Raw genomic sequence first — 26,556 nt, forward strand, 5'->3', positions numbered from 1 at the left:
TTGTTGGTTCTAATTTATAGAGAATAGCTACAAAGATATCTCTGAAATTAGTAGTTTTGTAAATATATTTGAAAGAATATACCAAAGTTAAATATCTACATCTTTGGATAAAATATTTTTCAGGGATATCTATTATTTATAACATATTATAATTTAGGATTTTTTATAATGAATATTCGTTATGAAATAATAAGGCTATTTTGCATTCTCTTTGTATTCATCCCTATATATGCTATTGGTTTTAAAAAAATTGGTGGTTACAGTTAGAAAGTAGCTATAAAAACAACATTATATACAGTAATTATGTTCATTATTTTTGATAGTTTATGTAGATATTTTGGTTTATATTAATATTTAGTAAATTTATTCTTTTAAAAAGCACTCTCATTCCCTCTCCATTTTTTATAGGGTATTTTTTTAATATCTTTATGCTTTTATAAAAAGCTCTTTACTACAATAGGTTTTGCTACATTTAAATATCCTAAAAGCATAAAATGCTCTCTTTGAATACAAACGTATCAGATTTAAAAATTGACTATTCTAATCTTTGTCATTTAGTCTAACCTCATAATGAAAAGCTTTTGGGAAAACTCTGCCACAAATATAAAAATACAATGGCTGATTTTTCTAAAAAATAAAAAGAGGGAAACATGACTGAAAAAATCTATCCAGTATCAGAAGAGATCAAAAAAAATACTTTGCTCGACGAGGAAACTTATCAACAGTGGTATCGAGAAAGCATCGATGATCCAGAAAGCTTCTGGGCCAAACATGGTCAACGCATTGAATGGTTTAAACCTTTTACAAAAGTAAAAAACACTTCTTTTAATGATGATGTATCAATTCAATGGTACGAAGATGGGATAACAAATGTTGCCTATAATTGCATTGATCGCCACCTGAAAACCCATGGAGACAAAATCGCGCTCATTTGGGAAGGAGATAATCCTTATCATGATAAAAAAATAACCTATAACGAGCTTTATGAACATGTTTGTCGTTTTGCTAATCTTTTGAAAAGTCGTGGCATTAAGAAAGGCGATAAAGTAACCATTTATCTTCCTATGATTCCCGAAGCAGCCTATGCCATGCTTGCTTGTGCTCGCATTGGTGCTGTTCATTCGGTTATTTTTGCAGGCTTTTCTGCTGAAGCAATAGCAGGACGCCTTGTCGATTGTGAATCAACCTTTATGATTACCGCTGATCACGGCTTGCGTGGCGGCAAACGGATCAACTTAAAAGACAATGTTGATCATGCTATTGAGATAGCAGCACGCCAAAACGTGCATGTGGACCAAGTCATGGTTATACGGCGGACTTGTGGACCCATTCAATGGGTAGAGGGGCGTGATTTTTGGTACCACGAAGAGATAGCTCATACCAAAACAGCTTGTCCACCAGAACCCATGAATGCTGAAGATCCACTTTTTATTCTTTATACTTCAGGCTCCACCGGCAAACCTAAAGGTGTTTTGCATACCACAGCAGGCTATCTTGTTTTTGCCTCGATGACTCACCAATATGTTTTTGATTACCACCCCGATGAAGTTTACTGGTGTACGGCTGATATTGGTTGGATAACCGGCCATTCTTACTTGGTTTATGGACCTTTATGTAATGGTGCGACCACTTTAATGTTTGAAGGCACACCAACCTTTCCTGACAAAGGCAGATTCTGGGAAATTGTCGACAAGCATCAAGTCAATACACTCTACACCGCACCAACAGCTATCCGCGCCTTAATGGGAGCAGGAAATTCGTTTGTTGAACACTCAGACAGAACATCGTTGCGTCTTTTAGGCACAGTAGGAGAACCTATTAACCCAGAAGCATGGGAATGGTTTTATCATATAATTGGAAATGACCGTTGTCCGATTCTCGATACATGGTGGCAAACGGAAACAGGAGGGCATATGATCACACCCTTGCCTGGTGCAACCCCCCTCAAAGCAGGATCGGCCACACGTCCTTTCTTTGGTGTTCAACCCCAAATTGTTGATGCCCAAGGCAATGTTTTAGAAGGTGAAGCAGAAGGCACTCTTTGTATCAGTGATTCATGGCCCGGACAAATGCGCACACTTTATAAGGATCATGAACGCTTTATTCAAACTTATTTTTCCTCCTATAAAGGAAAATATTTTTCAGGCGATAGCTGTAGGCGCGATAGCGACGGTTATTATTGGATCACAGGACGAGTTGATGACATTCTCAATGTCTCGGGGCACAGATTAGGAACCGCTGAAATTGAATCAGCTCTTGTTTCTCATCCCTCTGTATCAGAAGCAGCTATTGTGGGTTACCCGCATCCCATTAAAGGACAAGGAATTTATAGTTTTGTGACCCTCATGGAAGGAACAGCGCCAAGTGAAGAATTGCAAAAAGACCTTATCAAGCATGTGAGACAAGAAATAGGCTCTATTGCCATATTGGATAAAATTCAGTTTGCTCCGCAGCTTCCCAAAACGCGATCAGGGAAAATTATGAGACGTATTTTACGAAAAATCGCTGAAAACGATTTTGATACTCTCGGAGATATTTCAACTCTTGCCGAACCACAAGTTGTTGAAGATCTGATTGCCAACCGACAAAACTAAAAAACACGACGCAATACAACATACGGTGGTTTTTGTTTTTTTTGCTAAAATTATCTCAGCATTATTACGAAAACCACCGAGGAGAATAAAAAATAAAACAATTCACGAGAAGCTCAATCATTCTAACAACAAACGCTTTTTTTCATAACAGGTAAGAAATAATTTAAGCAAAAACCTCAGGATTGGGATGCGAACAAGAATAAGAAAGTAAGATAAAAAGAGCAACATAGCTTTTTAAAATCACCCAATGTCCACTCAGTGCAAAAAAAGCCTCTGAGTAAGAAGGAAAAATAGTTCTGATGTTTATGCTAGAATCCCTTTGAAATTCCTGCTAAAATCATAAATAAGGCTAAAAAAAGAAAGTATAAGTGATAATATTCTTGAGCAAAAATATTTATCTATAACGAGGGTGTATAAAAAATATTGAAAACCATGAAATCTAAAATAAACAAGCTTACAACAAAAATCTAAAGCAATGAAAGTAAGAGTTTTTAGAATAAATGATGCAATATAAAATCAGGAGTAATAATAAAAAGTGATTCATTTTGAAAATGTCGGCCTACGCTATGGAATGGGCCCTGAGGTCCTTCGTGATATTAGCTTTCATATTCCTCCTGGATCATTTCAATTTCTCACAGGTGCCTCTGGAGCAGGGAAAACGTCGCTGATGCGTCTTATGTTTTTGGCACTCAAACCCACCCGCGGTCATATTGATCTCTTTGGAACAGACACAGCATTACTCAAACGACAAGAGCTCCCTGCGCTGCGACAACGTATTGGGGTGGTTTTTCAAGATTTTCGTTTACTCGACCACATGACCACTTATGAAAATGTCTCCTTACCTTTACGCATTAAAGGACAAGAAGAAGCAACCTATCGCAGTGAAGTGGAAGATCTTCTCTGTTGGGTAGGTCTTGGAGATCATATTCATGTTTTACCACCGGTTCTTTCCGGTGGGGAAAAACAAAGGGTAGCCATTGCACGCGCACTCATTGATCAACCTGAAATTCTACTTGCCGATGAACCCACCGGAAATGTCGATCCGCCCTTGGCAAAACGCCTCCTCCGTTTGTTTATTGAATTAAACCGTTTTGGAACGGCTGTTATCATTGCCACCCATGATATTGCCTTAATGGAACAAGTTGCAGCACGGCGTATGCTTCTCCATAACGGACGGATGACGATTCATGAATAAGTCTTTCCCCATTTTTACAAGCAATAAAAAAAATACAACAGCGATTATTCCCAGTGGTAATATTTCTGGAAAAGCATTAGTTGCCGTGATTGCTATTATGACATTTCTTTCAAGCCTCACCTTAATCGGTGTTGATTTGGTCCAACGTGCCGCCCAAAATTGGAGTAATCAGATTAGCTATGAAGCAACAATACAAATACGCCCCATTGACAATGTTGATATCAACAAAGCACTCCGTGATGCCGTACAATTGGTTAAAACATTTTCTGGTGTACAAGATGCAAAAATTGTTGACCAAAAAGCTACAGAAAAGTTACTGGAGCCATGGCTTGGAACAGGCTTCAATGTCAATGAACTACCCCTTCCCCACCTCATCATTGTGACCCTGAAGAGAGATGAAAAAATCAATTTTGCAGCCATTAATCACGCCATTAAAACCCAAATTCCAGGAGGTCAATTTGATGATCACCGTGTTTGGGTTCATCGTTTTGCGACCATGGCACACACCACTGTTTTCATTGGTTTTTCAATTTTAGCATTGGTTTTAGGCTCTCTTATCCTCACCATCATTTTTGCCACCCGCAATGCATTGGCAGAAAATACACATATTATCAATGTCTTATATTTCCTTGGTACTGAAACTCTTTTCATTGCTCGCCAATTTGACTGGCATTTTTTTAAAACTGCGCTGCGTGGTGCTTTATATGGTGGTCTCACAAGCATATTTCTATTTTCAGCCTTTTGTCTCTGGACGAATTATAACTTGGGAAGAGTAGAAGCTAGCCAAGTAACAGCTTTGTTTGGACATCTTTCCATAAGTTCCATCCCCTACGGAAAAATCATTTTTCTTATTATTTTCGTTTCTTTTCTTACCACCCTTACAAACCGCATGACTATTTTAGCGCAACTGAAAAAAATTGATCAATGTGAAAACGGTTTATTTTAATTTTATGACTTACAATACTTTCAACTCATTGACGCAAAACAATTTAGAACGTCCTCTTCCAAAACGGACCCACTATAATAATTGGTCTCCCTGCTTTTTATTTCGCTATTTTCCACCGACAACCCTTACTCTTTCAATCATTGTTTTAATTTTCTGGGGCGGTTTTATTATTTTTTCTGAAAAAACTGAACGACTCTCTCCCCCAACACCTCTCCCCAAAGCGGATGCCATTATCGTGCTTACAGGCGGAGAAAACCGAATAGAGACAGGACTTAATCTCTTACAAAGGGGGCTTGGTTCACGTCTCCTCATCAGTGGCGTAAACACCACAACCAATCTGAAAAGTCTCATGCACAACATGCATATTACCCCACGGCTTATCTCCTGTTGTATTGACATCGGGCATCAAGCGATTAACACCAGAGGAAACGCCGAAGAAAGCGCCGCTTGGATCAAAAAACACCACTATAGAACCCTTTATATCGTCACCCATGATTACCACATATGGCGCTCAATGCGAGAACTTAAATATTTAATGCCTGATATCCATTTCATTGCCTATCCTGTTAAAAAGAACAATGCTGAAAGCGCAATACAACAGATCAATCAAATCCGCATTCTTATATTCCAATATATTAAAACGCTCCAAGTCTATATCAGAACCGCATTCTAATCTTTATCCTTCTGACTTTTTAAAAACCTTGCCACCCACGAACCGCTTCATACCTTTCCACACGAATTACCGCCATAAAAGCCCGCCAGAACTTCCCCCCATACAAAGCACAACGCCCCGATACACGTGTCACTGTCTTGCACATTAACCAAAAAACATCTCTTACATCCCAAACATATCTCACAGCGCGGATCTGTACATACCATCCCAATATATAAGCTCTTGTAAATAAATCTTCCCAGATAGCTATAAAATCAAACTTGTCATAAAAATCTATTTACACCACTGTCTTACCCTTCATAAAAAATGCAAACCGCCCCACCCTATATTTTGCCACCCCCCAAGTATTACGATAGCTCTTAAACCTCTTGGGATGATTGGTAAGAGGCATGCATTACGCCTTTCTTAAACACGAACATACCAACCTCATATGACATGCAAAGAAGTAATTTTAATAGATTTAAAATAAGAAAATTTATAATACTTAGATTTCTCATTTAACAGAGAGAACATTAAACTATCATTATAAGTCAATATATTAGTAACAATCTCTTATTCTAAAAAGCATCTTCATAAGAGCATTTTAGATCACAGATAGGAATAAGCTCAAAACGCACACCGCGACAAATACCCTACGTTTTTTATCGCAATCTTTTTTGAAATCATTTCGCTCTCTAAGATCACCTTTTGTCTGGTTTCCTCTCCCAAAAAGAACGAAAACTTTTAAACTCTATTGATCTGTAAACAATAATAACTCAGCTTCTTGTCTAACGCGTTCCACCTGCTCACTTCAATATCAGAACATCTCAAAAGACAGATTTCATGAGAATTGTCATTTCCTCTCAACATCTCAAAAGGCGACGATTCTTATTAGCAACGATTTGTAAACAATCCACTTTCTCTGGACAGGTTCCACTCAGCTTCCCCATTTATATGGTTTACTCACATAAAGCTCGATAAGAAAACCCTGCCTGAGAATATTCATCACTGCCGCTAAAGCTCATGCGTCATAATTTTAGCGACCTCACTGCCTAAGGTGCTTTATCACATACAATATATTGATTTATAATGAAATTTATTACGCTTCAACTTGAATGAGAGCTCTCAATATCATCAGATTCTCTCATTTCAAATCTGTTCTCTATTGAATCAATCAAAACCATTTTCTTGCACATCACAAAGGAAGAGAGCCTGCGCAGCGTAAAACTGTACAAGAAAGACATGCCTCTTATGGACTTGTCTCAAGTGCCAAGGGCTGTCGCAATACCCACGAGCTGACAAGGTGTGTGATAGTGCCAGTTTGTTACGACACAGCGCTATTTTACCGCACAATGGATAATTTAACCTTTTCAGTTTCTCTCACTTCCAATTTTGGCAGGTTGCGCACAATTTTCATTGTTTCCAAGCTTACAGTAATAACCCGCTGAAACAATTCCAATGGATAAGCTGGATTACCCACCGTTTCAACAGCATAGCGATTGGCATCATTCACAATCCCACTCGCTTTATCCGTTTTGACAACCTGCCGCTCCATAACCCATTCAAGAGCAGGCCTGCCATTGATCACATACTCATAAGCTTCAAGAGGAATATTCTGCATCGTGATATTCGCATTATAAACCACGGTGCTTTTGTCAATAGCACCACGCTTACCAGCAAATTTCATTGCTTCAACACGATAAAAACTCTTCTCATCAGAAATCACCCAAGTTCTTGGATCACCCTGTTTATAGGTAACGGGATAGGGTTCAACTTCTTCATAATTCATATGCAAATCACCAAGCTTTCGCCCCGCTGTAACAAAAGCCCAAAAATCCTCTACCTTTTTAACTGTTGGAATACGCGGCAATTGTTTAGACAGATTATGCGCATAACGAGCACGATAATCTTCAGAATGCAAAATCCCATAAACATAATAAAACAAATCATCCTTTGTAATCATTTCACCAGGATAAGCTGCCTTAAAATAAGCCAACCCTTCATCCGTAAGAGCATCACGCCGCTGTAAACCAGTTTCTTTGCTTTCCTCTGCAAAATTTGCAAACAAATGAACCTGATCCCCCTCCTTATTTTTCAAGGACACAGTATCTTCATAAACATACCGTGGAAAACATTGACCAGTATCCATTGCATGAAGATTAGATAAATTCTTAGTCATCAGAACAGAAAATCCACTGCTTGCTCCAATTCCCGTAACTTGTATCACCTTATTTTCAGCCGCTTGTTCCAAAGGAAAAATACGTGGCATTTGTAAAACTCTATGGTTAAAAACACGATTGTAATAGAGCCACTGTTGTGTAAAAGGACGATAAAGGCTCTGGGTAATATACGTATCTTTAAATTTAAAAGCTTTCCCCCTTATTAATTCTTCTTTAAGGCTACTACTCCAACTAATCTTTCTAGAATCTGTATTGACAAAATCGTTCACAGCATTTGCACGTGCTTTGCGATCAGAATGTAGATACGCAGCATTAAAACGCTCTACTTCACTGTTATAAAAAGCAATCATATTGCTCATATTCTTTGCTAAAGCTTCACGACTTGAGTTATATGTCCAAGCATCACGACTAGTTTGTATACCGCCAGAAAAATTTTCAAAGAGCCTTTTATCACTGCCTTTCTTGTCACCTAAGGCTAGAAATTTTTCAAAATCATTATTGCGCTGATTCAGCCAATCGCCATGCTCATCAGGTGTAATCATCTGCCAGCTGTGTTCACGTGTGATACCACCAATACTCCCCAACCTCTGAAGTTCACGGAGCTTTTCTTTTGCTGTGAGATAATCTCCAATATCACGAAAATATATTTTCCCATGCTGTTGTGCATCCGGATTTTTAACCAAAATGGAAATCGCAATAGGTGCGCGAGACCCAGAACCAAAAATCTTTCCCCCCTCCTTTCGAGAGAGTTCTCCAGAAGTTCGTTGATTCCCCCGCAAATGGAAAATATAAAGGCTGCTAAATTCCTCGATTAAACATTTTCGTAAACCATCCGTAGAGTAACTACTAATAAAACCTGCATTTGTCACAAAACCAATAACACCACAGTCTTTTATACGGTCACTTGCCCAACGAATGGCACGAATATAACTGTCATAAAGTCCATTAACATTGCTTGCTTTGGATTGAGCAGCATAAGTTTCACGAATGCGACGATCCAATTTAGGATAGCCAATATTCTGCGCATTGTCGTTTTCACTTTTTTGTCCAGAAGAATAAGGGGGGTTGCCAACAATAACACGAATATCCAGTTCCTTCTGGTGCGCCCGACGTGTACTGTTATCCACCAGCAAATCACTGATCAGGTCTTTTTCTTGCTCATAAAGCTGGAATGTATCGGTCAAACAAATTCCCTCAAACGGAACATAATCGCCCCCCATCAGACCATGATAGGTCGTCTCAATATTAATGGCTGCAATATAATAGGCTAAAAGCACGATTTCATTGGCATGAATTTCACGACAAAATTTGTGTTTCATCTCCTCTGGTTTTATCAAACCCGATTGTAAAAGCCGTGTGATAAAAGTCCCCGTTCCAGTAAAGGGATCCATGATGTGCACACCCGATGAGCCAAGCGTTTGCCCAAATTCTTGCTCTAAGACATCATTGACAGAGTGCAAAATAAAATCCACAACCTCGACGGGGGTATAAACAATGCCTAATTTTTCTACAGTGCGTGGAAAAGCATAACGAAAAAACTTATCATAAAGCTCTACAATCAACCTCTGTTTTGCTTTTGGATCCGTAATGCCACTGGCTCGTAATTTTACACTTGCGTAAAATTTTTCCAGATCTTTGGATTCCTTATCAAGATTTGCCTCATCAAGCACATCAAGCATACGCTGCATAGCACGCGAGACAGGATTCTCACGTGTGAACTGATAGCCTTCAAACAACACCTGAAAGACAGGACGCGTGATAATATGCTGTGCCAACATCTCAATCGCATCAGCTTCTGTAACAGCATCATTTAAGTCATCACGCAGTTCTGCCACAAACCTGTCAAAGGCTTGACGCGCCTCAGTATTTGGCTCTGCCAGAATGCCTGTTAAGCGCGTGATATGATTCTTAGCAATTTCAGCAATATTGCTCGCCCAATCCTCCCAATAATCACGTGTCCCACATTTCTTAACGATCTTTGCCAAAATCGCACGAGAAAGTTCATCTACGCAGAAAGAAAGCTCCTCGTTTACCTGCTCTGTAAGAAAGCAATCATGCTCCAGACTTCCAATTCCCGCTCGTGCAGGCTGTGAGCGAACCGGAAGATTGTCTACAACAGCCGTAACAGCCTGTAACTCAGTGCTCTGTGTGACACCAATAATCTCAATCACATTGCTAATATCTTGCCCGAGGGATGCCTTATTAATCGTTGCATCAAAACGATCATCATGTGCACGCAAAGCATTTAAAATTTGCCAGATAACCCGATATTTATCATTGTTGTTCAAAGCCTGTTCCGCTGGAGTATCAAGAGGAATACCAATTGGCAAAATGACATATCCCATCTTTTTACCCTCAGAGCGACGCATCACCCGCCCAACCGCTTGCACAACATCAATCTGGCTCTTGCGTGGATTTAAAAACATGATCGCATCAAGAGCCGGAACATCCACCCCCTCAGACAAACACCTTGCATTGGTTAAAATACGACAAATATCATCCCCACTATCAGCTTTCAGCCAATCAAGTAATGCACCACGATCCTTTGCATTGAAAGTGCCATCAACATGCTCAATTTCACACTTCAGAAAATGTTCATTTTCTGTATCCTCTTTCGTATAATCAAGATATTCTCTAACAACCGCAGAAAACTCATCACGAACGAGTTTAGAACTTTGAATAGTTTTACAAAACGCTAAAGCACGATGCATAGGATATGAATCCGTACCAACATCAGCCTTCATATTTTGTTTTGTCAAAGCCTTATAACAGCCAATAATCTTCGTTGCATCATCAAGAATAAGCTCAGAATCGCTATCACTAAGGCGCTTCTGAACAGCGGAACTGACCAATTTTTCGTCCATTGCTAAGACAATAACCTTATAATCTGTTAAAAGATCATTTTGTACTGCCCATGAAAAACCCCGATAAAAAAGTGTTTTACCAAAAAGCTTTTCATCATCCATCGAAGCAAGAACAGCATTAACTTCATTCGCGCGACTTTTTGCGTTATCACCAAAAATACGTGGTGTCGCTGTCATATAAAGGCGCTTCTTGGCGCGAATAACATCATTGGAATGCACCTTAACAAAATTGGATTCATCCTCTCCCACCAGCGTTGCCCCTGTTGTACGGTGCGCTTCATCACAAATGATAAGATCAAATGTTGGCAAACCATAGTTTTTCTGAGAATCAGCAATCACCTGAATAGATTGATAGGTTGCAAACACCACGATCATCTTATCTGCAACACTCTTCGCCACCTGTTCTGCAAGTTTAGCAGCATCGGTTGTCGCCGGAAAAGCAAGATCAAACACATCAATTTCAGCAACATCATCACTATTTTTACGACGCTTTCCCACTTGTGTATCGGAACAAACAGCAAAAGATCTCAATCCGATTCCTGCATCCGTTGTCCATTCACGAACCGTCTGTGACATCAGTGCCAAGGAAGGAACAAGAAACAAAACAAACTTGCCTTCACCCGCCAAATCCTCAGCAATTTTAAGACTGGTAAATGTCTTACCAGTACCACAAGCCATAATAAGCTTCCCCCGATCTGCTTGAGCAAGCCCAGCACGCACATCACGCAATGCTTCCAATTGATGTGGACGGATTTTCTTTTTATCCTCCAAAACAACTTTGCCTTGGGCTGCAAAAGTTTCCCAACGGATCGGACTTTGTTGTATATCGGAAAGATTAATCCGTATAACAGGAATATCCTGCCCCCGTATCATTGTTTCAGCGTTATCACTCCAAGTACTTTCAGTACTATCTATAATAACACGCCGCTTGAATGGAGCTTTCCCTGATGCCGAAATAAAACTATCAATATCTGCTTTTCTAATCCGATAGGCTGCATCATAAAATTTACATTGGATTGCCGCAAAACCCCCTCCATCACGAAGCTTTGCCACAAGATCGATACCAGTATCACGACCATCCCAATCATTTTCATGAGCCCAATCTTTAAAGGTTTGAACCTTCTCATAACACCCAGACTGAAGAGGATCATGTGTCAGATAAGCAAGAGCAAAACGCTCAAAATATGTACCTTTATCTCGTTCGGTACGCGCTTCATCACGATAGCTCTGTAAAAGCGATTGCAGCGTCGTCATGCTTTTCTCTCTATTAAAAACATCTTCAATTATCGAATCTAGACCTATTCATTAATGCCTCTTGTTCTACCCAAAAAACTTAAAAAAAGCTTAAAATTGCTTGATTTTAAGATATTTCTTCTATGCTTAATTAAATCAACAAGAGAGAATCTTTTGATCTTTTTGAGTATCCCCCAAATCATATGATGCATTTATTGATGTCTATATCCCTATGGAAATAAACGGTAAGGCGTGATGATTTTGAAAATATTTTTTGCCTTTTGTTAAGAATACACAATAAAGTGCGCAATAATTTTAGGATTTAGCTTAAGAATGAGAGGAGGAAATGGATAGGACACCTGCGAACACACAAGACACCAAGGAAGAAACTCCACACACAAAACAGCGCATTTTACGAACGATCATGCATATAATTTCACTATAATACGCAAAATATTAGTCGTGATATTCAAAATATTGATTTTTGAAATATTTCTTTTTCTTTTGTTCTTTCGTAGACTAATTATTCGCTTCTTATACTTTATAGCGGGTGGTTTTAGAATTCTTTTTTATATGTACAATATATTGATTTATAATGATAATATAGCGTCATTCATATTAAATTAGAACTCTGAATAACGTAAGATTTTCTCATTTCAAATCTGTTTATCTTGAATCAATCAAAACCACCTGCTTGCACATCACAAGCGGGATGAGTGTGTGGAGAAAAACTGTACAAGAAATGACTAAAAATGGCTCTTATGAACCGCCGCCTTAATGCAAGGTCTATCGCAACACCCACGAGCTGGCAAATATAATGATGGTGCCGGCTTATTACTTCATAAGCGTAAAGATGGAGGTGCTCAATAGATTTACCATGAACAGCGTCGCAAAATAGGCTTGGATACCTTGAGAAATGTTTCTTTAAAACAAGAGTGTTAATGTGCAACACAATGGCGCTCTGTATCGAACTTGTAGCAGGAGGAAGAATACCATACCAACTAGACATACCATTGCTCATCACTAGCGCCATTATGTTCTTTAGCAGCATAACTGCAGCTTGGTATTACGATGCTCTTACTTCATCTCACATCTGCTGAATATGAGCTTATTCTTTTTCAATAAATGAAAGCCCCTTTCATTCATACATCATTCAAAATAAGAAGCTATCCGCCTCTCAAACTTTTTGTTGTCCTCACCAAACTCATGAAATCAAACCCGCATCTCACGGTATTAGTTCTTAAGATCACGCGCCCCCTACCGAGTATCTGACGGCATCCTTACCCTAGAAACTCAAATGGCTTGTTTATCCTTCAGCTCCAAAATCATGAGATAAGGCAGAAAAAAGCGATGCCTTAAACAAAATATTCTAAAGAAAGCTAAGTTACTCGCATAAAGGAACAGAAAATGGCTGTGTCTTAGGTCACATTTTAAAACTTGAGCACGATCATAATTTATTTGCATAAACCTAAACACCTATAATTTGCACCACCTTCTGCAAAACTAAAAGTGAGAAATCCTCATAACCTCTTTTCCGAAAATCTTAAAAAGACTAAACGAAACCTCTTAAACTGCTCAACTATCTCGATACCAGTTCATTTTTTTGGAAGAACGGAGGTTTAAGCTGTTTTTGGCATCAACCTTCTTTTTTGTTCTTTTGTTTGTTAGCAGATATACTATTCACTTCCCCCGCCTCTTTTTAGGTTAAATCTTAAGAATCGTCGCGCAGTATATTTTATTTGTCCTCCTCTTCACATCTCAGAAGACGAGAATTTTTAACAAAATTCAGTCTGCAAGCAATCTCATTCTAACGGGTTCTATTTAATTTCTCCTTAATAGGATTTACTTCCATAAGACTCGACAAGAAAGATTTAAAATATTCATCATGCATTCTCAAAACATTTAATGCCTCAAGAAGGCTTATATGCCTACCATATCTCACATGATGGGGTGCCTTATAAAACGTTCACCTCTAGTGGTACGCTCCACTTAATGAACAAAGCGTTTTCTAAAATAGAGCAGCAAATAATGCTAAACTTTTTCCATTCATGTTTCGCTTCATAAATGCTTCATCCAAGTGGAAAGCATCACGAACAAACATGCCCCAATTGATAAAGCTTAATCGCGTGAAAGGGCGACAACAGGGTCAAGCCGTGAAGCTTGCCGCGCTGGAGAAAAGCCAAAACATATTCCTATGAGGGTTGAAAAAGTAAGAGACATAATGATCGATTCAATAGTATAAACCAAATGAATAGGTGCCTTAAACAGAAGAAACAAGCCACCTATAGAAAGTCCAAGCAAGATTCCCAAACCACCACCAATCACACAAACCAAAATCGCTTCAATGAGAAATTGCTGTAAAATATCACTTTGCCGTGCACCAACTGCCATACGCACGCCGATTTCATTGATCCGCTCAGAAACAGTGACCAACATAATATTCATCACCCCTATACCCCCCACAACCAGGGAAATAGCTGCAATTGAAGAAATTAAAAGTGTTAAAATATTTGTACTCTCCATAACACGTTCACGGAAAAATTCAGAATTTCTAATGAAAAAATCCTCCCCGCCATGCCGCATAATGAGAAAACGTTTTATCATGGTCTCCGCTAAATATGAATCAATATCATCAGCAATCCTAACAATAATTGCACGAACTTCTGTTGTACCAAGAAAACGCGTCTGCACTGTTGTATAGGGTAAATAAAGCTGTAAAGTATTTGATGTATCTCCACTTGCATTATTTTGCGAATCAACAACACCAATAATACGCGCAGGAACATTACCCACATTCACCACCTTTCCAAGGGGGCTTTCATGGCTATGGGGGAAAAGAACAGACAATGCTTCTTTCTCGATCACGAGATCAACCGCCCGATCATGGACACTTTTTTGATCAAAAAACTGTCCTTTGAAAACTTTGAGCCCCTGTGTCTGAAAAAATTGTTCTCCCACCCCCGCAATAATGGCATTGACTTCAACTGCACCAAAACGCACTTTCGAGCTTGCTGAAATCTGTGGTGTCACACCAGAAACATAAGGTAATCCAGACAAGGCTTCTGCATCAGCTTCAACCAAACTGGTTATTTTTTCTGCTTGTGGATCAGAAAAACTTTTACCAGGAAAAATGGTTAATGTATTAGTACCCAAACTTTTAAAATTTTCCAGAATTTTCTCTCGTGTACCATTCCCTAAAGCCACCATAGCAATAATCGCCCCAATACCGATAATCACCCCAAGCATTGTTAGAAAAGTCCGCATGCGATGTGCATTCATTGCCAACAGAGCCATCACAAACGCCTCACGGAATCGCTCAACAAAAGAACGAAAAAAGCCCAGTTTTTGTTGGCCTTTTAGATTTTGTTGTTCCTGAAGAGATTTTCCACCAACTTTTGTTTTTGCAACCCTTGACTGCTTATCAGCAATAATTTCCCCATCACTGATTTCGATAATACGCTCTGCTCTTTCAGCCACCTGCATATCATGGGTTACAATGATAATGGTACGCCCCTCTTGATGAAGTTCATCCAAAATATGCAATACTTCTTGCCCACTCTTTTTGTCCAATGCACCAGTTGGTTCATCTGCAAGAATGACCTCCGCATTATTCATGAGCGCCCGAGCAATAGAAACACGTTGTTGCTGACCACCAGAAAGCTGATTTGGACGATGATTTATCCGATCACCCATGCCCAAACGCGTTAAAAGATCCTGTGCCCGCTGTTTCCTTGCTTCCACGGCACATCCCGCATAAATAGCCGGAATTTCAACATTACCAAGAGCTGTCAATTCATTCAACAAATGGTAACGCTGAAAAATAAAACCAAAATGATTACGTCGCAAAGCCGACAATTCATCCGCAGAAAGGGAAGCTGTTTCTTTACCAGAGATCCAATAACGACCAGAAGTTGGACGATCAAGACAGCCTAAAATATTCATCAAGGTCGATTTACCTGAACCGGAAGCACCTACAATTGCCACCATTTCACCACGTTTAATGGTAAGATTGATGTTTTTCAAAACGGTAACAAACGCTTCGCCCGCAGGAAATTTGCGCACAATATTTTCCAAGACGAAGACAGCATCTGCTTGATTTGTGCTCATGCTTTAACTCTCGTCTTCGCTGTGCATGTGAGAAGACTCTGGCATCACTCCATCAGACGAACTAGTGACGACGACATCACCCTCGTTAAGTCCTGAAACAATCTCTGCCATAACCTTATTATTCAACCCAACGCTCACCTGTTTAGTAACCACCTTATTTTCCCCCACCAAAACAGAAACCCATGCTTTACGCTCTCTTGTCTCATCGCGTAAAGCATCACTTGGAACCAACAAGACATTCTGCGCGCGCCCTAAGATAATATGAACTTGAGCAGTCATATAGGTTCGCAAAAAATTGTCCGCATTATCAACATGTAGAATTCCATTGTAATAGATAGCCGATGATATTAAAGCACTAGAACCACTCACCATACCAGGATTAATACTCACATCAGCACGAATTGCTTCAGGAGCCGGCTCTACTTTTTCTAAAACGCCTTCATAACGACGCTGTGAATTACCTAGAACTGTAAAATAAAGTGGTTGTCCAGCTCGGACTTTAAGAACATCTGCTTCTGAGATTTGCGCCTTGATCGTCATCTTTGATAAATCACCCAAAATAACAATCGTTGGCGCCGACTGAACCGCATTCACATTCTGCCCTTCTTCCACAACTGTTGCCAAAACCGTTCCCGCTGAAGGGGCAGTGATGCGTGTATAACCTAAATTAACCTCTGCACTCTCCACATCAATTTGTGCTTGCACAATCTGCTGACGAAGTTGTTCAATTTGCGCCTCGCGTATTTTCACCTGTGTCGTAGCCTCATCGAGGTTCGCACGTGAAACCGCACGTGTTTCAATCATTTTTTTCTGACGCTCTAAATTTTTCTGTGCAAGAGAAAGATAGGCTTCTTGTTCTATCAAACTCGCATAATAATGCGATAATGCTGCTTTTTTTCTTTTTAAATCATTTTCCTGATCTGTAGGATCAATTTCTGCCAAGAGATCGCCTTCTTTCACAACACTCCCAGGGGAAACATGCATTGACACCACACGCCCTGTTGCTCGCGCACCAACAGCCACCAACCGGTAAGGACGTACAAGACCAGAAGCTAAAACACTTTCCTCAATATCCCCACGTTTCACCACCGCTGTTATATAAGTTGGAGTAGATGTTCCAAAAAAAACAGAACGTAACCATAACAACAAGAGAATGAGAAATATAGCAGTTAAAAAGAAGGAAAGTTTTTTGTGTTTTGTAATGAAATTTTTGAGTAAGTTTTTTTTCATTTCCCTACCTTTGCACGCGAACGAGGTGCATTATCAACGACTTCTGGACGCGATACATCAACAACGCCATCCCAGCCCCCCCCCAATGCTTTCATCAACGTGATATATTGCGTAACCAAAGAAACACGGCTATCTTTAAGCGCCATTTGTGCAGAATAATAAGAGCGATCAGCATTTAACAATTCAAGAAAACTAGTATTTCCATTCTCAAAAAGGTTCCGTGAAAGTTTTAAGGAATGAAGAGAAGCTTTATTCGCAACGATTAGCTTTTCTAAGCGTTGATGTTCCTTCGTTAATCTTACAAGCGCATTTTCTACATCTTCTAAAGCTTCCAACACAGCAGCTCGATAAGTAATAAAAGCTTGATCACGCTGCGCGCGCGCTACCGCAATAGAAGCCTCGACCTGACCTCCATTAAAAAGAGGAAAACGAAGACCAGGTCCAAAAGACCAGCCAATCGTTGAATTTTTCCATAATTGATCAATTGCCGTTGCTGCTGTCGAAATATTACCTGTTAAAGTAAGTGATGGATAACGATCTGCTTCACGTTGACCAATCCGTGCTGTCGCTTGCGCATATTGACGCTCTGCCCGTCGCAAATCTGGACGTGTTAACAAAATATCGGCTGGAATTCCTGCTGGTATCGGCCAGCGTGGTTGTGGAATCTTTGCATGCTTAGCATTTTTTTGTAAAAGATCCTTCAATGCCGTAGGCACACGACCAGTTAAGACAGAAAGGCGATGAACGCTCATTGCTAAATTCGCTTCCATCTGTGATATATCTGCTTCTGTATTTGCCATTTGTGCTTGCGCATTTGAAACATCAAGCTCAGAAACATCACCAGCTGTTAATCTAGCGCGCATCAGTTCATAAGTTTTACGTTGTGATACAGCAATTTGCCGCACAATAAACAACTTTTGTTGCCAGCCACGCATTTGCACATAATTTGTTGCCACATCTCCTAGTAATGTCACCATGGTAGCGCGCATATCTTCCACAGCCGCATCAAGGCCATAACGCGCTGCTTCAACCGCACGTTTATGCCCACCAAAAAAATCAAGCTCCCAGCTTGCATCAAAACCACTACTATACTGGTTTAACAATGCATCAGACTGTCCAGAACGACTACGGGTTCCTGAAATTGAATTGGACACATTTGGCAAAAGAGTTCCCACAACCTGTCCTAAACCCGCACGCGCCTCACGTACCCGAGCTTTGGCAACAGCAACATTATTATTTCCAGAAATCGCGTAATCCATTAACGCATCTAGAACAGGATCATTCAAATGCCGCCACCATCCGGCAAGCGCAACGGGCTGCCGTGCAGTCTGTGCAGATTTTTCTCCCCAAACTGCTGGAACACGAAAAGATGTTTTCTGGTAATTAGGACCAACCATACATCCTGACAAAAGCAAACACAACAAGACACTAAAAAATAATCCACGAGAAGCGCCCCATTTGAGATTTCTGATATACATCCAGTCTCCCGCATTCTTTCAGAATCATTATTTAATATTAATACTTTATTTACCTCTTATTTCAAACTTGACGTGAAAAATCAAATACAGTTTGCACAGGAATATGATCTGAAGGACGTTCCCATCCGCGCGCATCACGAAAAATCGAAAGATCTACAACAAAAGGGGCTAAATCTTGAGAAGACCAAACATGGTCAAGCCGCCGCCCATAATCAGTAAATGCCCAATCGCGAGCACGATAACTCCACCATGTGTAAAGCTTGGTAGGAACAGGAATATGCAACCGCATCAGATCAACCCATCCACCTTGACAACACAAATCCTGTAAACGCTCGGTTTCAATGGGAGTATGGCTTACAACCTTCAACAATTGCTGATGAGACCAAACATCCTCTGCCAAAGGAGCAATATTTAAATCTCCCACCAAAAGAGAAGAAAGACCATCGCCTTGATCCGCACGAATGGAGGACATTTCTTCTAAAAAATCAAGCTTATGACGAAACTTTTCATTCACATCAGCATCAGGGATATCTCCCCCAGCAGGAACATAAAAATTATGAATCCGCAAGCTTCTCCCATGGGCTTCCACAATAACTGAGATATAACGGCAATCTTGGTTTTGGCAAAAAAAACGCTTTTCTACCTTTTTAAAAGGCAAACGAGAAACAATAGCCACCCCGTTATAAGATTTTTGTCCACTCAATGCGATATGCTTATAACCCGCTGCTTCAAAAGCCTCCACTGGAAATAAAGCATCTGGACATTTTGTTTCCTGTAGACACAAAACATCTGCGGAAAAGAGTTCCAAATACTGAAAAACCTGTGCAAGACGCAAACGAATAGAATTAATATTCCAAGTCGCAATACGAAAGAACATTTGTTTTAATCCCAATGACGTAACACTCTTTCTTCATTTCTTCGAAGGAAGCGTGAACATCCCATTAGCGAACCGGACGTCTGTCCGCACATTCATAACCTGCACAGTAGTTTCCAAATTTTGTTGGTCAACAATTGTCCACTGCCGCAAAGCAGAGCCTTTAGAATCAAAAACCATCCTTATTTGCCCTGCCCCAATCGTTTTATCACGCAGAACAATCGTCACAGCCCCTGGATCTTCGCGAAATGCCAACAAGCGCCCAGAAGATACATCAATTTTATCATCCAACAAAAACTTCATTGGCGTTTGCGAAAGTTGTGAAAAGTTCCAAGTATTCAAAGCCCGATTGTTAATACCCACAAATTGGCCATCTGCAATAATTTGTAAAGGCATTTTTTTGTAAATGAAACGAATTTTCCCTGGACGCTCTAAATAAAATGTCCCCTGAGACATTTTTCCCTTTGGACTAAACTGAATAAAATCACCTGTCATTGTTTTGATTGCCGCAAAGTGATTCACAACATTTTGCGCCTTTATCACTTTATTAGATACTTGCGAAAAAACAGGAAAAGTTAAACACCAAAAGATAATAATTCCCACCAACCCAAAGATTCTTCTTTGCGGTAAAAAAGACGTTTTCATAAAAAATGCTCCCAAGCAATACTTAATTGACTTTATAATTCATAACTTAAGTGATCAACGACGAATAAATACCCTTCTTTATAAGATAAAGATATTGTTTGAAAAAAATATCAAAAGATTTTCAAGAGTATTCTTCTTCGACAGCCTCCAAAACTTTTTGCTTACCCATATCATTTACTGGACTAATGATGCCTTCTTTTTCCATCCTTTCAATCAATGTTGCAGCACAGTTATAACCAATGCCTAAACGACATTGAATATAAGAAGTTGAAGCCTTACGATCACGAAGCATAATAGCAACAGCTTGACAATAGGAATCATCTACTAAAGAAAAAGCTAAAGAAACATCCCTCTATTTCTTGCGATCTCTTTCGGTATCGTTTCCAAATAATCAGTCTGCGTTTATGTTTCCGAAATCATCAAATTTTCCTGCTTATCTGCTGATTTTCTAAACGCATAATATATTCTTTCCCACCCCTAATCTATGAAGCAACATAAATTATAGTCAATACATAATGGATTAAGGACTAAACATATTACTCGCGAACCTGAAAGCTCTTTTAAGTATCAAAAATGCTTTTTTGACTTCCTTCCCACCCAAAAGAATAAAAATCTTCATCCGAACCACTCTGTAAACAGTTTGGAGTTTAGCAAATTTCACTTAGCTTCCCACCCCATATAATTCATTTATATTAAGACTCGACAGATCAGCCTTGCCCTAAATATTTAGAGCGCACTTAAAAAGACACTTAAATACCAAACCTTACATGCTTTTACCCCCTCTACCCTCGCAATAACATTATTTTATACCAAGATATTGATTTATAATAATTTATCTTTTTAACTTAAATCATAACGCCAAATACAATAAGATTCTCTCATCACATACTCTCTCATATTGAATCAATTCAAATCATTTGCTTGCACGTTACAAGCAAGGTTGGTGTATGGATAAAAGTTATATAAGATAAAGAATCCCCTTATAAGGAGTCTCAAGTACCAAGGAGCTATCGCAAATTGAGAGCTGGTATATGAAAATGCAGAATTTCTACGAAACAATAGGATAAACACTTGTTTTACAAGGTATTATAAAAAACAACTATAAAGATTTTTCAAAAGCGCTCTTCTTCAGCAGGCACTAAAATTTCTCGTTTCCCTGCGTGATTTGCTGGACTAATAATACCTTCTTCTTCCATCCTCTCAATCAATGTCGCAGCGCGGTTATAACCAATGCCTAAACGGCGTTGAATATAAGAGGTCGAAGCCTTACGATCACGAAGCACAATAGCAACAGCTTGACTATAGGGATCATCTTCTGAAGGAGAAGACAAAGAAACATCAGCACCATCCTCTTCAACTTCTTGCGTAATTGTTTCTAAATAATCCGGTCGTGCTTGCGCTTTGAGATGCGCAACAACCTGCTCCACTTCATCATCCGCAACAAAAGGCCCATGCACACGCTGAATACGTCCTCCTCCCATCATAAAGAGCATATCTCCTTGTCCCAATAATTGCTCGGCCCCCTGTTCGCCTAAAATTGTTCGGCTATCAATTTTTGAACTCACAGAAAAAGAAATACGTGTAGGAAAATTGGCTTTGATCGTCCCAGTAATAACATCGACAGAAGGACGCTGTGTCGCCATAATTACATGGATACCGGCAGCACGTGCCATTTGTGCTAAACGTTGAACCGCTCCTTCAATATCTTTACCAGCAACCATCATCAAATCAGCCATTTCATCAATAATGACAACAATATAGGGCATAGGACTAAAATCAAGTGTTTCCGTTTCATAAAGAGGCTCACCAGTCTCACGATCAAATCCAACTTGAATTGTCCGCACCATTGTCTCTCCCTGACTTGCAGCTTCCCTAAGACGTGCATTAAACCCATCAATATTACGAACGCCTAGTTTTGACATTTTACTATAGCGTTCTTCCATTTCACGAACAGCCCACTTTAAAGCAATCACGGCTTTTTTAGGATCCGTCACCACGGGTGTTAATAAATGGGGAATGCCATCATAAACCGAAAGCTCAAGCATTTTCGGGTCCACCATAATGAGACGACATTGTTCAGGTGTCATACGATAAAGCAATGATAAAATCATTGTATTGATAGCAACAGACTTTCCCGATCCTGTTGTACCAGCAACCAAAAGATGGGGCATTTTTGCTAAATCTGCAACAACAGCTTCCCCCCCGATTGTCTTACCCAAAGCAAGTCCTAGCTTTGCTTTGCTGTCAATAAATTCTTGCGCCTGCAACATTTCTCGTAAATAAACCATCTCACGCTTTGCATTGGGCAATTCTATTCCAATAACATTACGTCCTGGAACCACCGCAACACGCGCCGAAATCGCACGCATCGAGCGTGCAATATCATCTGCCAAACCAATGATACGGGAAGACTTAATGCCTGCAGCCGGTTCAAATTCGTACAAAGTTACCACCGGTCCAGGACAAGCATCTATAATTTTTCCTTTGACTCCAAAATCTAACAAAACCCCTTCAAGCTCCTGAGAATTTGCTCTTAAAACAGCAGGAGAAAGTTTTGCATCCTTAACAGACGGTGGTGGAACCGAAAGATAATCTACAAGAGGAAGAACAAAACCACCCTTTGAAGAAGCTGTTAAAGACTTTCGATTTTTAACAGGAGAAACATAGGCTTTATTTTGATTTTCCTCACACTTTACTTTTTCACCTAAAAAAGTTGGCTCAATCCGATCAAATGGCTTTCCTTGCCCTTTACTCTGAAAACGCCTTTTGAAACAGAATAAACGAAAAAAACGCGCTTGTAAAAAATAAAAAAGATGCAAAAGAGCGCCACAAGTTGTCGCAAAAAAACCATGATTTTCACGATCCTCCTCTGCGGCAGATTCCGCATCTTCTTCCAACTCAAAGACTGGATTAACGATTTCGTCTTTTGGAATGCTTTTTTCTTTTCTTTTCTTTGTTCGACGCCGCCATATCACATTACCAGCAAAAGCAGCGGTGAAAAAACCTAAAAGAATAAAAACAACACTGAAAAACACCGTGTAAGGAGGAGAAAGAAAAAGAGGAAAGACTGAAGAAGCAACACTTAAAACTTTATCTCCTAAAACCCCTCCCAATCCCATTGGCAATGGCCAATAAGTAAAAGAAGCAATAGGTGACATAAGAGCAAAAGCAATTAAAAAACAAATCGTTGATAGCACCCATAAAAAAAAGCGCAAAGTCAAATTGTAGATATTCTTTTGCGCCAACAAGAGAAAAGACCAAAATAACGGTGGCAACAAAACAGAAAGACTTGCCAAGCCAAAAAACTGCATAATAAAATCTGAAAAAATTGCCCCCATCCACCCCATAAGGTTTGTAACCTCATTTGTACTTGCATGAGTTAAAGATGGGTCCGCAACATTCCACGTCGCCAAAGCAAACACACAAAAAATAATAAAGCCCAAAAGCCCGAGCCCAATAAATACTCCTATCTGACGTAAAAACATCTCAATAAGACGCGAACCTTGAGAATTTCGCACTTCTAATGAATCATAAGGAGAAGAACTTCGGTGCATCTATCAATTCCAAATACAAAAATTTTATATTTTAAAGAGTTATAACTCCCTCTCTCTCTTAAAAAAGGATGAAGCTTAAACTCTGTACCAATTTGTAAACAAATAGCCTGTAAACAATCCGACTTCTTATCTAGCGCGTTCTACCTTCTAACCACTTCATATCATTCATATACCACCACCCTAAGAGATAATCCTTCATAAGGCGCACAAAAAGCTCTCCCTGAATATTTATCACACGATCAACCAAAAAACACCTTATGTGTAAAGTGTTACATGGGTGCTATAGGCACCTTCTTAAACAAATAATATTTTTTACGCTACATCATGATAACGGCGAAATATGAATACTGTTTTAACCATCACGAATGACCACAATTTTTTATCTATTTTTATCTATCATACTAACGAAATGTCCCCCTTCAGGACAAGCATACTGAAGTAACTCACACAACTTAAAAAATACACGACCATCTTTGTTTATTTTTAGTTTTCTTTTTTATCAACCAAGTGTAAAAAGAATTGAAGAAGATATTTAAAAAAGCTTATCCGATAAATCTGTAAGATGAATCACATAAATGATTAAGCAGAAAAACTCTGAAAAACCAATCTGTCATCAGATTGGCGCTAAAAAGAAACCTCGTTTTTGTAAAGCAGAGAGAAAAGTAAAGGTTAAGATATTTTAGCAATGTAAAAAGATATTCTTTTTAAAAGAAAGCAAACTATAAACAATGGAAGAAGTATTGTGTGTTCTAATCGCAATAAAAATGTACAACCCAATAAAAAAATTAAATCTCATAAAACTAAACAATGTGATCTGCTCATTGCAGGGGGGGCAGCTGTCGGTTTAACCCTAGCGATAGCACTCAAGCAAACAGCCCCTAATCTGAAAATAAAAATCGTTGATGCTGCTCCACAAGGAGATCCCGCTGCTTCTAACATACGAACCATTGCCCTTGCTGCTGCTTCTATTCGTATGTTAAAACAATTACAATGTTGGGAATCTATAAAACTCTATGCGCAACCCATTCATTCAATGATCATCACAGATACAAGCACAAATGATCCTGTCAAACCCACTCTTTTAACCTTTGAAGGCGACATTAATCCCGGCGAGCCCTTTGCTGCTATGGTAGAGCATAGAGAACTCATCAACACTTTAAAAAAACGTGTCAAAGATCTCAATATCCCTGTTATTACAAACACCCGTGTCATTGATTTTCATCAAGAAGACCAACATACAACCGTCACTTTAAATAATGAAGAGGTTTGGCAAACAAAATTGCTTATTGCAGCTGACGGAGCCCATTCGAAATTACGCCAAAAAGCAGATCTTAAAAACTTTTCTCATCCCTATAAACAAACAGCAATCATCTGCACAGTTGAACATGAAAAAACCCATAATGGTCAAGCAATTCAACATTTTTTACCTGCCGGTCCTTTTGCTCTTCTCCCTCTCAAAGGCAACCGATCCGCCATTGTGTGGAATGAAGATCATAAAACTGCGCAATATTATCTCAAAGCTGATGCACTTATTTTTGAAACAGAACTCGAAAGACGCATTGGCCATCGATTAGGCAAACTCTCTTGGGATGGCGAACGTCAAGCTTTTCCTTTGAGTCTTTCTTTAACACGTCAATGCGTTAAACCACGTTTTGCTCTCGTTGGCGATGCCGCCCATACCATCCACCCCATTGCAGGACAAGGACTCAATTTAGGATTACGCGATAGCGCTGCGCTGGCTGAAGTGATTATTGAAACAGCACGACTAGGTCTTGACATTGGCTCCCTCACGGCTTTAGAGCGCTATCAAAGCTGGAGACGTTTTGAAATTGTCCGTATGGCTTTAAGCAATGATTGGCTTAATAAACTCTTTTCTAATGATAGCCTTCTTTTACGGATGCTCCGCGATACCGGCCTTGGAATCATTAATCAAGCACCAAAAATAAAAAAATACTTCATTCAAGAAGCTGCCGGACTCTCTCCAAATGCCCCACGTCTTCTACGCGGCTTCCCACTTTAAGAAAAAATTCATACTATTTTACAACCTTTCCCTTCCTCCTTCAAAGAACAAAAAATTCCTATCTCATCCAATCTGTTTACAAACCGGATTCCTGTCGAGTAATTTTTTCTTGACTTCCTCCTCCCATATTTCACTTAACATAAAACTCGACAAGCAAGCTACATTATGAGAGTATTCACTACGCACTGAAAAAAACGTTTACTATCTCTACAAGGCATTGATTTATAATGATAATCTATCGTTATTCATATTGAGTGAGAGTCCCGAATAACGTAAGATTCTCTCATTTCAAATCTGTGTATGCTGAATCAATCAAAACCACTCGCTTGCACATAACAAGTGGGATGAATGTGTGGATCAAATTTATATAAGAAAGGAGTAAAAAATGGCTCTTATGAACCGTCTTAATGCAAGATCTGTCGCAACATTGGGGGCTGGCAAATATAATGATGGTGCTGGCTTGTTACTTCATAAGCGTAAAGATGGAGGTGCTCAATGGATTTATCGCTATACCATTCATGGTCGGCGCCGTGAAATGGGCTTGGGTGCGTTGCAAAATGTTTCTTTAAAAAAAGCCCGTGAATTAGCAAATCAATGGCGTTCTGTTTTGCACGAAGGTCGTGACCCTATTAAAGAACGCGATAAACAAAAGCGTGAGGCAATAAGCAATCTTCATTACTTAAAAGATATTGCTTTAGATACTTTTGAAAGTCGGAAATCTGAGTTAAAAGGGGATGGTAAAGATGGGAATTGGTTTGCACCTTTACGCCTACATATTCTCCCTAAATTAGGCTGTCTGCCTGTTTCTGAGATTACATAAACAGAGATACGCAATGTTCTTGCCCCTATTTGGCATACAAAAGCTGCAACAGCAGAGAAAGCATTGATACGTCTTAATCTTTGTCTTAAACATGCGGCTGCTTTGGGTTTGGATGTTGATTTACAAGCAACAGAAAAAGCACGTGCTCTCTTAGGAAAACAACG

The 26,556-nt window shown here is 39.4% G+C and carries 13 protein-coding genes and 3 pseudogenes; 7 read left to right on the plus strand and 9 right to left on the minus strand.

The features are described from left to right. Positions 1-650: 650 nt before the first annotated feature. The 4 genes from acs to ACFINX_RS02610 all read left to right on the plus strand — a co-directional run bounded on the left by acs (position 651) and on the right by ACFINX_RS02610 (position 5,408). Positions 651-2,594, plus strand: a complete 1,944-nt coding sequence (gene acs, locus ACFINX_RS02595) for an acetate--CoA ligase (RefSeq protein WP_375668294.1) — start codon at positions 651-653, stop codon at positions 2,592-2,594. 535 nt (positions 2,595-3,129) lie between these two features. Then, positions 3,130-3,789, plus strand: a complete 660-nt coding sequence (ftsE, locus tag ACFINX_RS02600) for a cell division ATP-binding protein FtsE (RefSeq protein WP_273723097.1) — start codon at positions 3,130-3,132, stop codon at positions 3,787-3,789. Then, a complete protein-coding gene (locus tag ACFINX_RS02605) occupies positions 3,782-4,735 on the plus strand; it encodes a cell division protein FtsX (protein WP_375668295.1) in 954 nt (317 codons plus the stop codon). Before ftsE ends, ACFINX_RS02605 begins: the two co-directional genes overlap by 8 nt. Positions 4,736-4,739: 4 nt before the next feature. Next, positions 4,740-5,408, plus strand: coding sequence for a YdcF family protein (locus ACFINX_RS02610; RefSeq protein ID WP_375668296.1), 669 nt, complete (start codon positions 4,740-4,742; stop codon positions 5,406-5,408). 19 nt (positions 5,409-5,427) lie between these two features. Here the strand turns inward: ACFINX_RS02610 and ACFINX_RS02615 are convergent, their stop codons facing one another. Both ACFINX_RS02615 and ACFINX_RS02620 read right to left on the minus strand, forming a co-directional pair. Beyond that, positions 5,428-5,553, minus strand: a complete 126-nt coding sequence (locus tag ACFINX_RS02615; protein WP_375668297.1) for a hypothetical protein — start codon at positions 5,551-5,553, stop codon at positions 5,428-5,430. A gap of 1,176 nt (positions 5,554-6,729) precedes the next feature. Then, positions 6,730-11,685, minus strand: a complete 4,956-nt coding sequence (locus ACFINX_RS02620) for a DEAD/DEAH box helicase (protein WP_375668298.1) — start codon at positions 11,683-11,685, stop codon at positions 6,730-6,732. A 731-nt stretch (positions 11,686-12,416) separates the two neighbouring features. On the opposite strand from ACFINX_RS02620, the pseudogene ACFINX_RS02625 reads away from it, so the two are divergent. Beyond that, positions 12,417-12,603 (plus strand): annotated as a pseudogene (locus tag ACFINX_RS02625) (integrase); the annotation flags it as partial. 1,179 nt (positions 12,604-13,782) lie between these two features. Here ACFINX_RS02625 and ACFINX_RS02630 read toward each other — a convergent pair. From ACFINX_RS02630 to ACFINX_RS02660, 7 genes and pseudogenes are all read right to left on the minus strand, one after another. Continuing rightward, positions 13,783-15,771: a MacB family efflux pump subunit gene (locus ACFINX_RS02630; protein WP_375638251.1), complete on the minus strand. Its 1,989-nt coding sequence runs from the start codon at positions 15,769-15,771 to the stop codon at positions 13,783-13,785. A 3-nt stretch (positions 15,772-15,774) separates the two neighbouring features. After that, positions 15,775-17,001, minus strand: a complete 1,227-nt coding sequence (locus ACFINX_RS02635; protein ID WP_375638250.1) for an efflux RND transporter periplasmic adaptor subunit — start codon at positions 16,999-17,001, stop codon at positions 15,775-15,777. Next, complete coding sequence (locus ACFINX_RS02640) at positions 16,998-18,479, minus strand: efflux transporter outer membrane subunit (protein WP_375638249.1); 1,482 nt, start codon at positions 18,477-18,479, stop codon at positions 16,998-17,000. The genes ACFINX_RS02635 and ACFINX_RS02640 overlap by 4 nt, the downstream gene beginning before the upstream one ends. A gap of 61 nt (positions 18,480-18,540) precedes the next feature. Further along, positions 18,541-19,356, minus strand: coding sequence for an exodeoxyribonuclease III (locus ACFINX_RS02645; RefSeq protein WP_375611707.1), 816 nt, complete (start codon positions 19,354-19,356; stop codon positions 18,541-18,543). Positions 19,357-19,389: 33 nt separating this feature from the next. After that, positions 19,390-19,998, minus strand: a complete 609-nt coding sequence (locus ACFINX_RS02650) for an outer-membrane lipoprotein carrier protein LolA (protein WP_273790530.1) — start codon at positions 19,996-19,998, stop codon at positions 19,390-19,392. Positions 19,999-20,119: 121 nt separating this feature from the next. After that, positions 20,120-20,391 (minus strand): annotated as a pseudogene (locus ACFINX_RS02655) (DNA translocase FtsK); the annotation flags it as partial. A gap of 719 nt (positions 20,392-21,110) precedes the next feature. Then, a complete protein-coding gene (locus tag ACFINX_RS02660; protein WP_375668299.1) occupies positions 21,111-23,552 on the minus strand; it encodes a DNA translocase FtsK 4TM domain-containing protein in 2,442 nt (813 codons plus the stop codon). Positions 23,553-24,294: 742 nt separating this feature from the next. On the opposite strand from ACFINX_RS02660, the gene ACFINX_RS02665 reads away from it, so the two are divergent. Together ACFINX_RS02665 and ACFINX_RS02670 are read left to right on the plus strand one after the other, a co-directional pair. After that, positions 24,295-25,572 carry a ubiquinone biosynthesis hydroxylase gene (locus tag ACFINX_RS02665; RefSeq protein ID WP_375668300.1) on the plus strand — a complete coding sequence of 426 codons (1,278 nt, stop codon included), beginning with the start codon at positions 24,295-24,297 and terminating at the stop codon, positions 25,570-25,572. Positions 25,573-25,957: 385 nt separating this feature from the next. Then, positions 25,958-26,556 (plus strand): annotated as a pseudogene (locus ACFINX_RS02670) (tyrosine-type recombinase/integrase); the annotation flags it as partial.

Origin of the sequence: Bartonella sp. AP36NXGY (assembly GCF_042195865.1) — a bacterium.
GTDB lineage: Bacteria > Pseudomonadota > Alphaproteobacteria > Rhizobiales > Rhizobiaceae > Bartonella.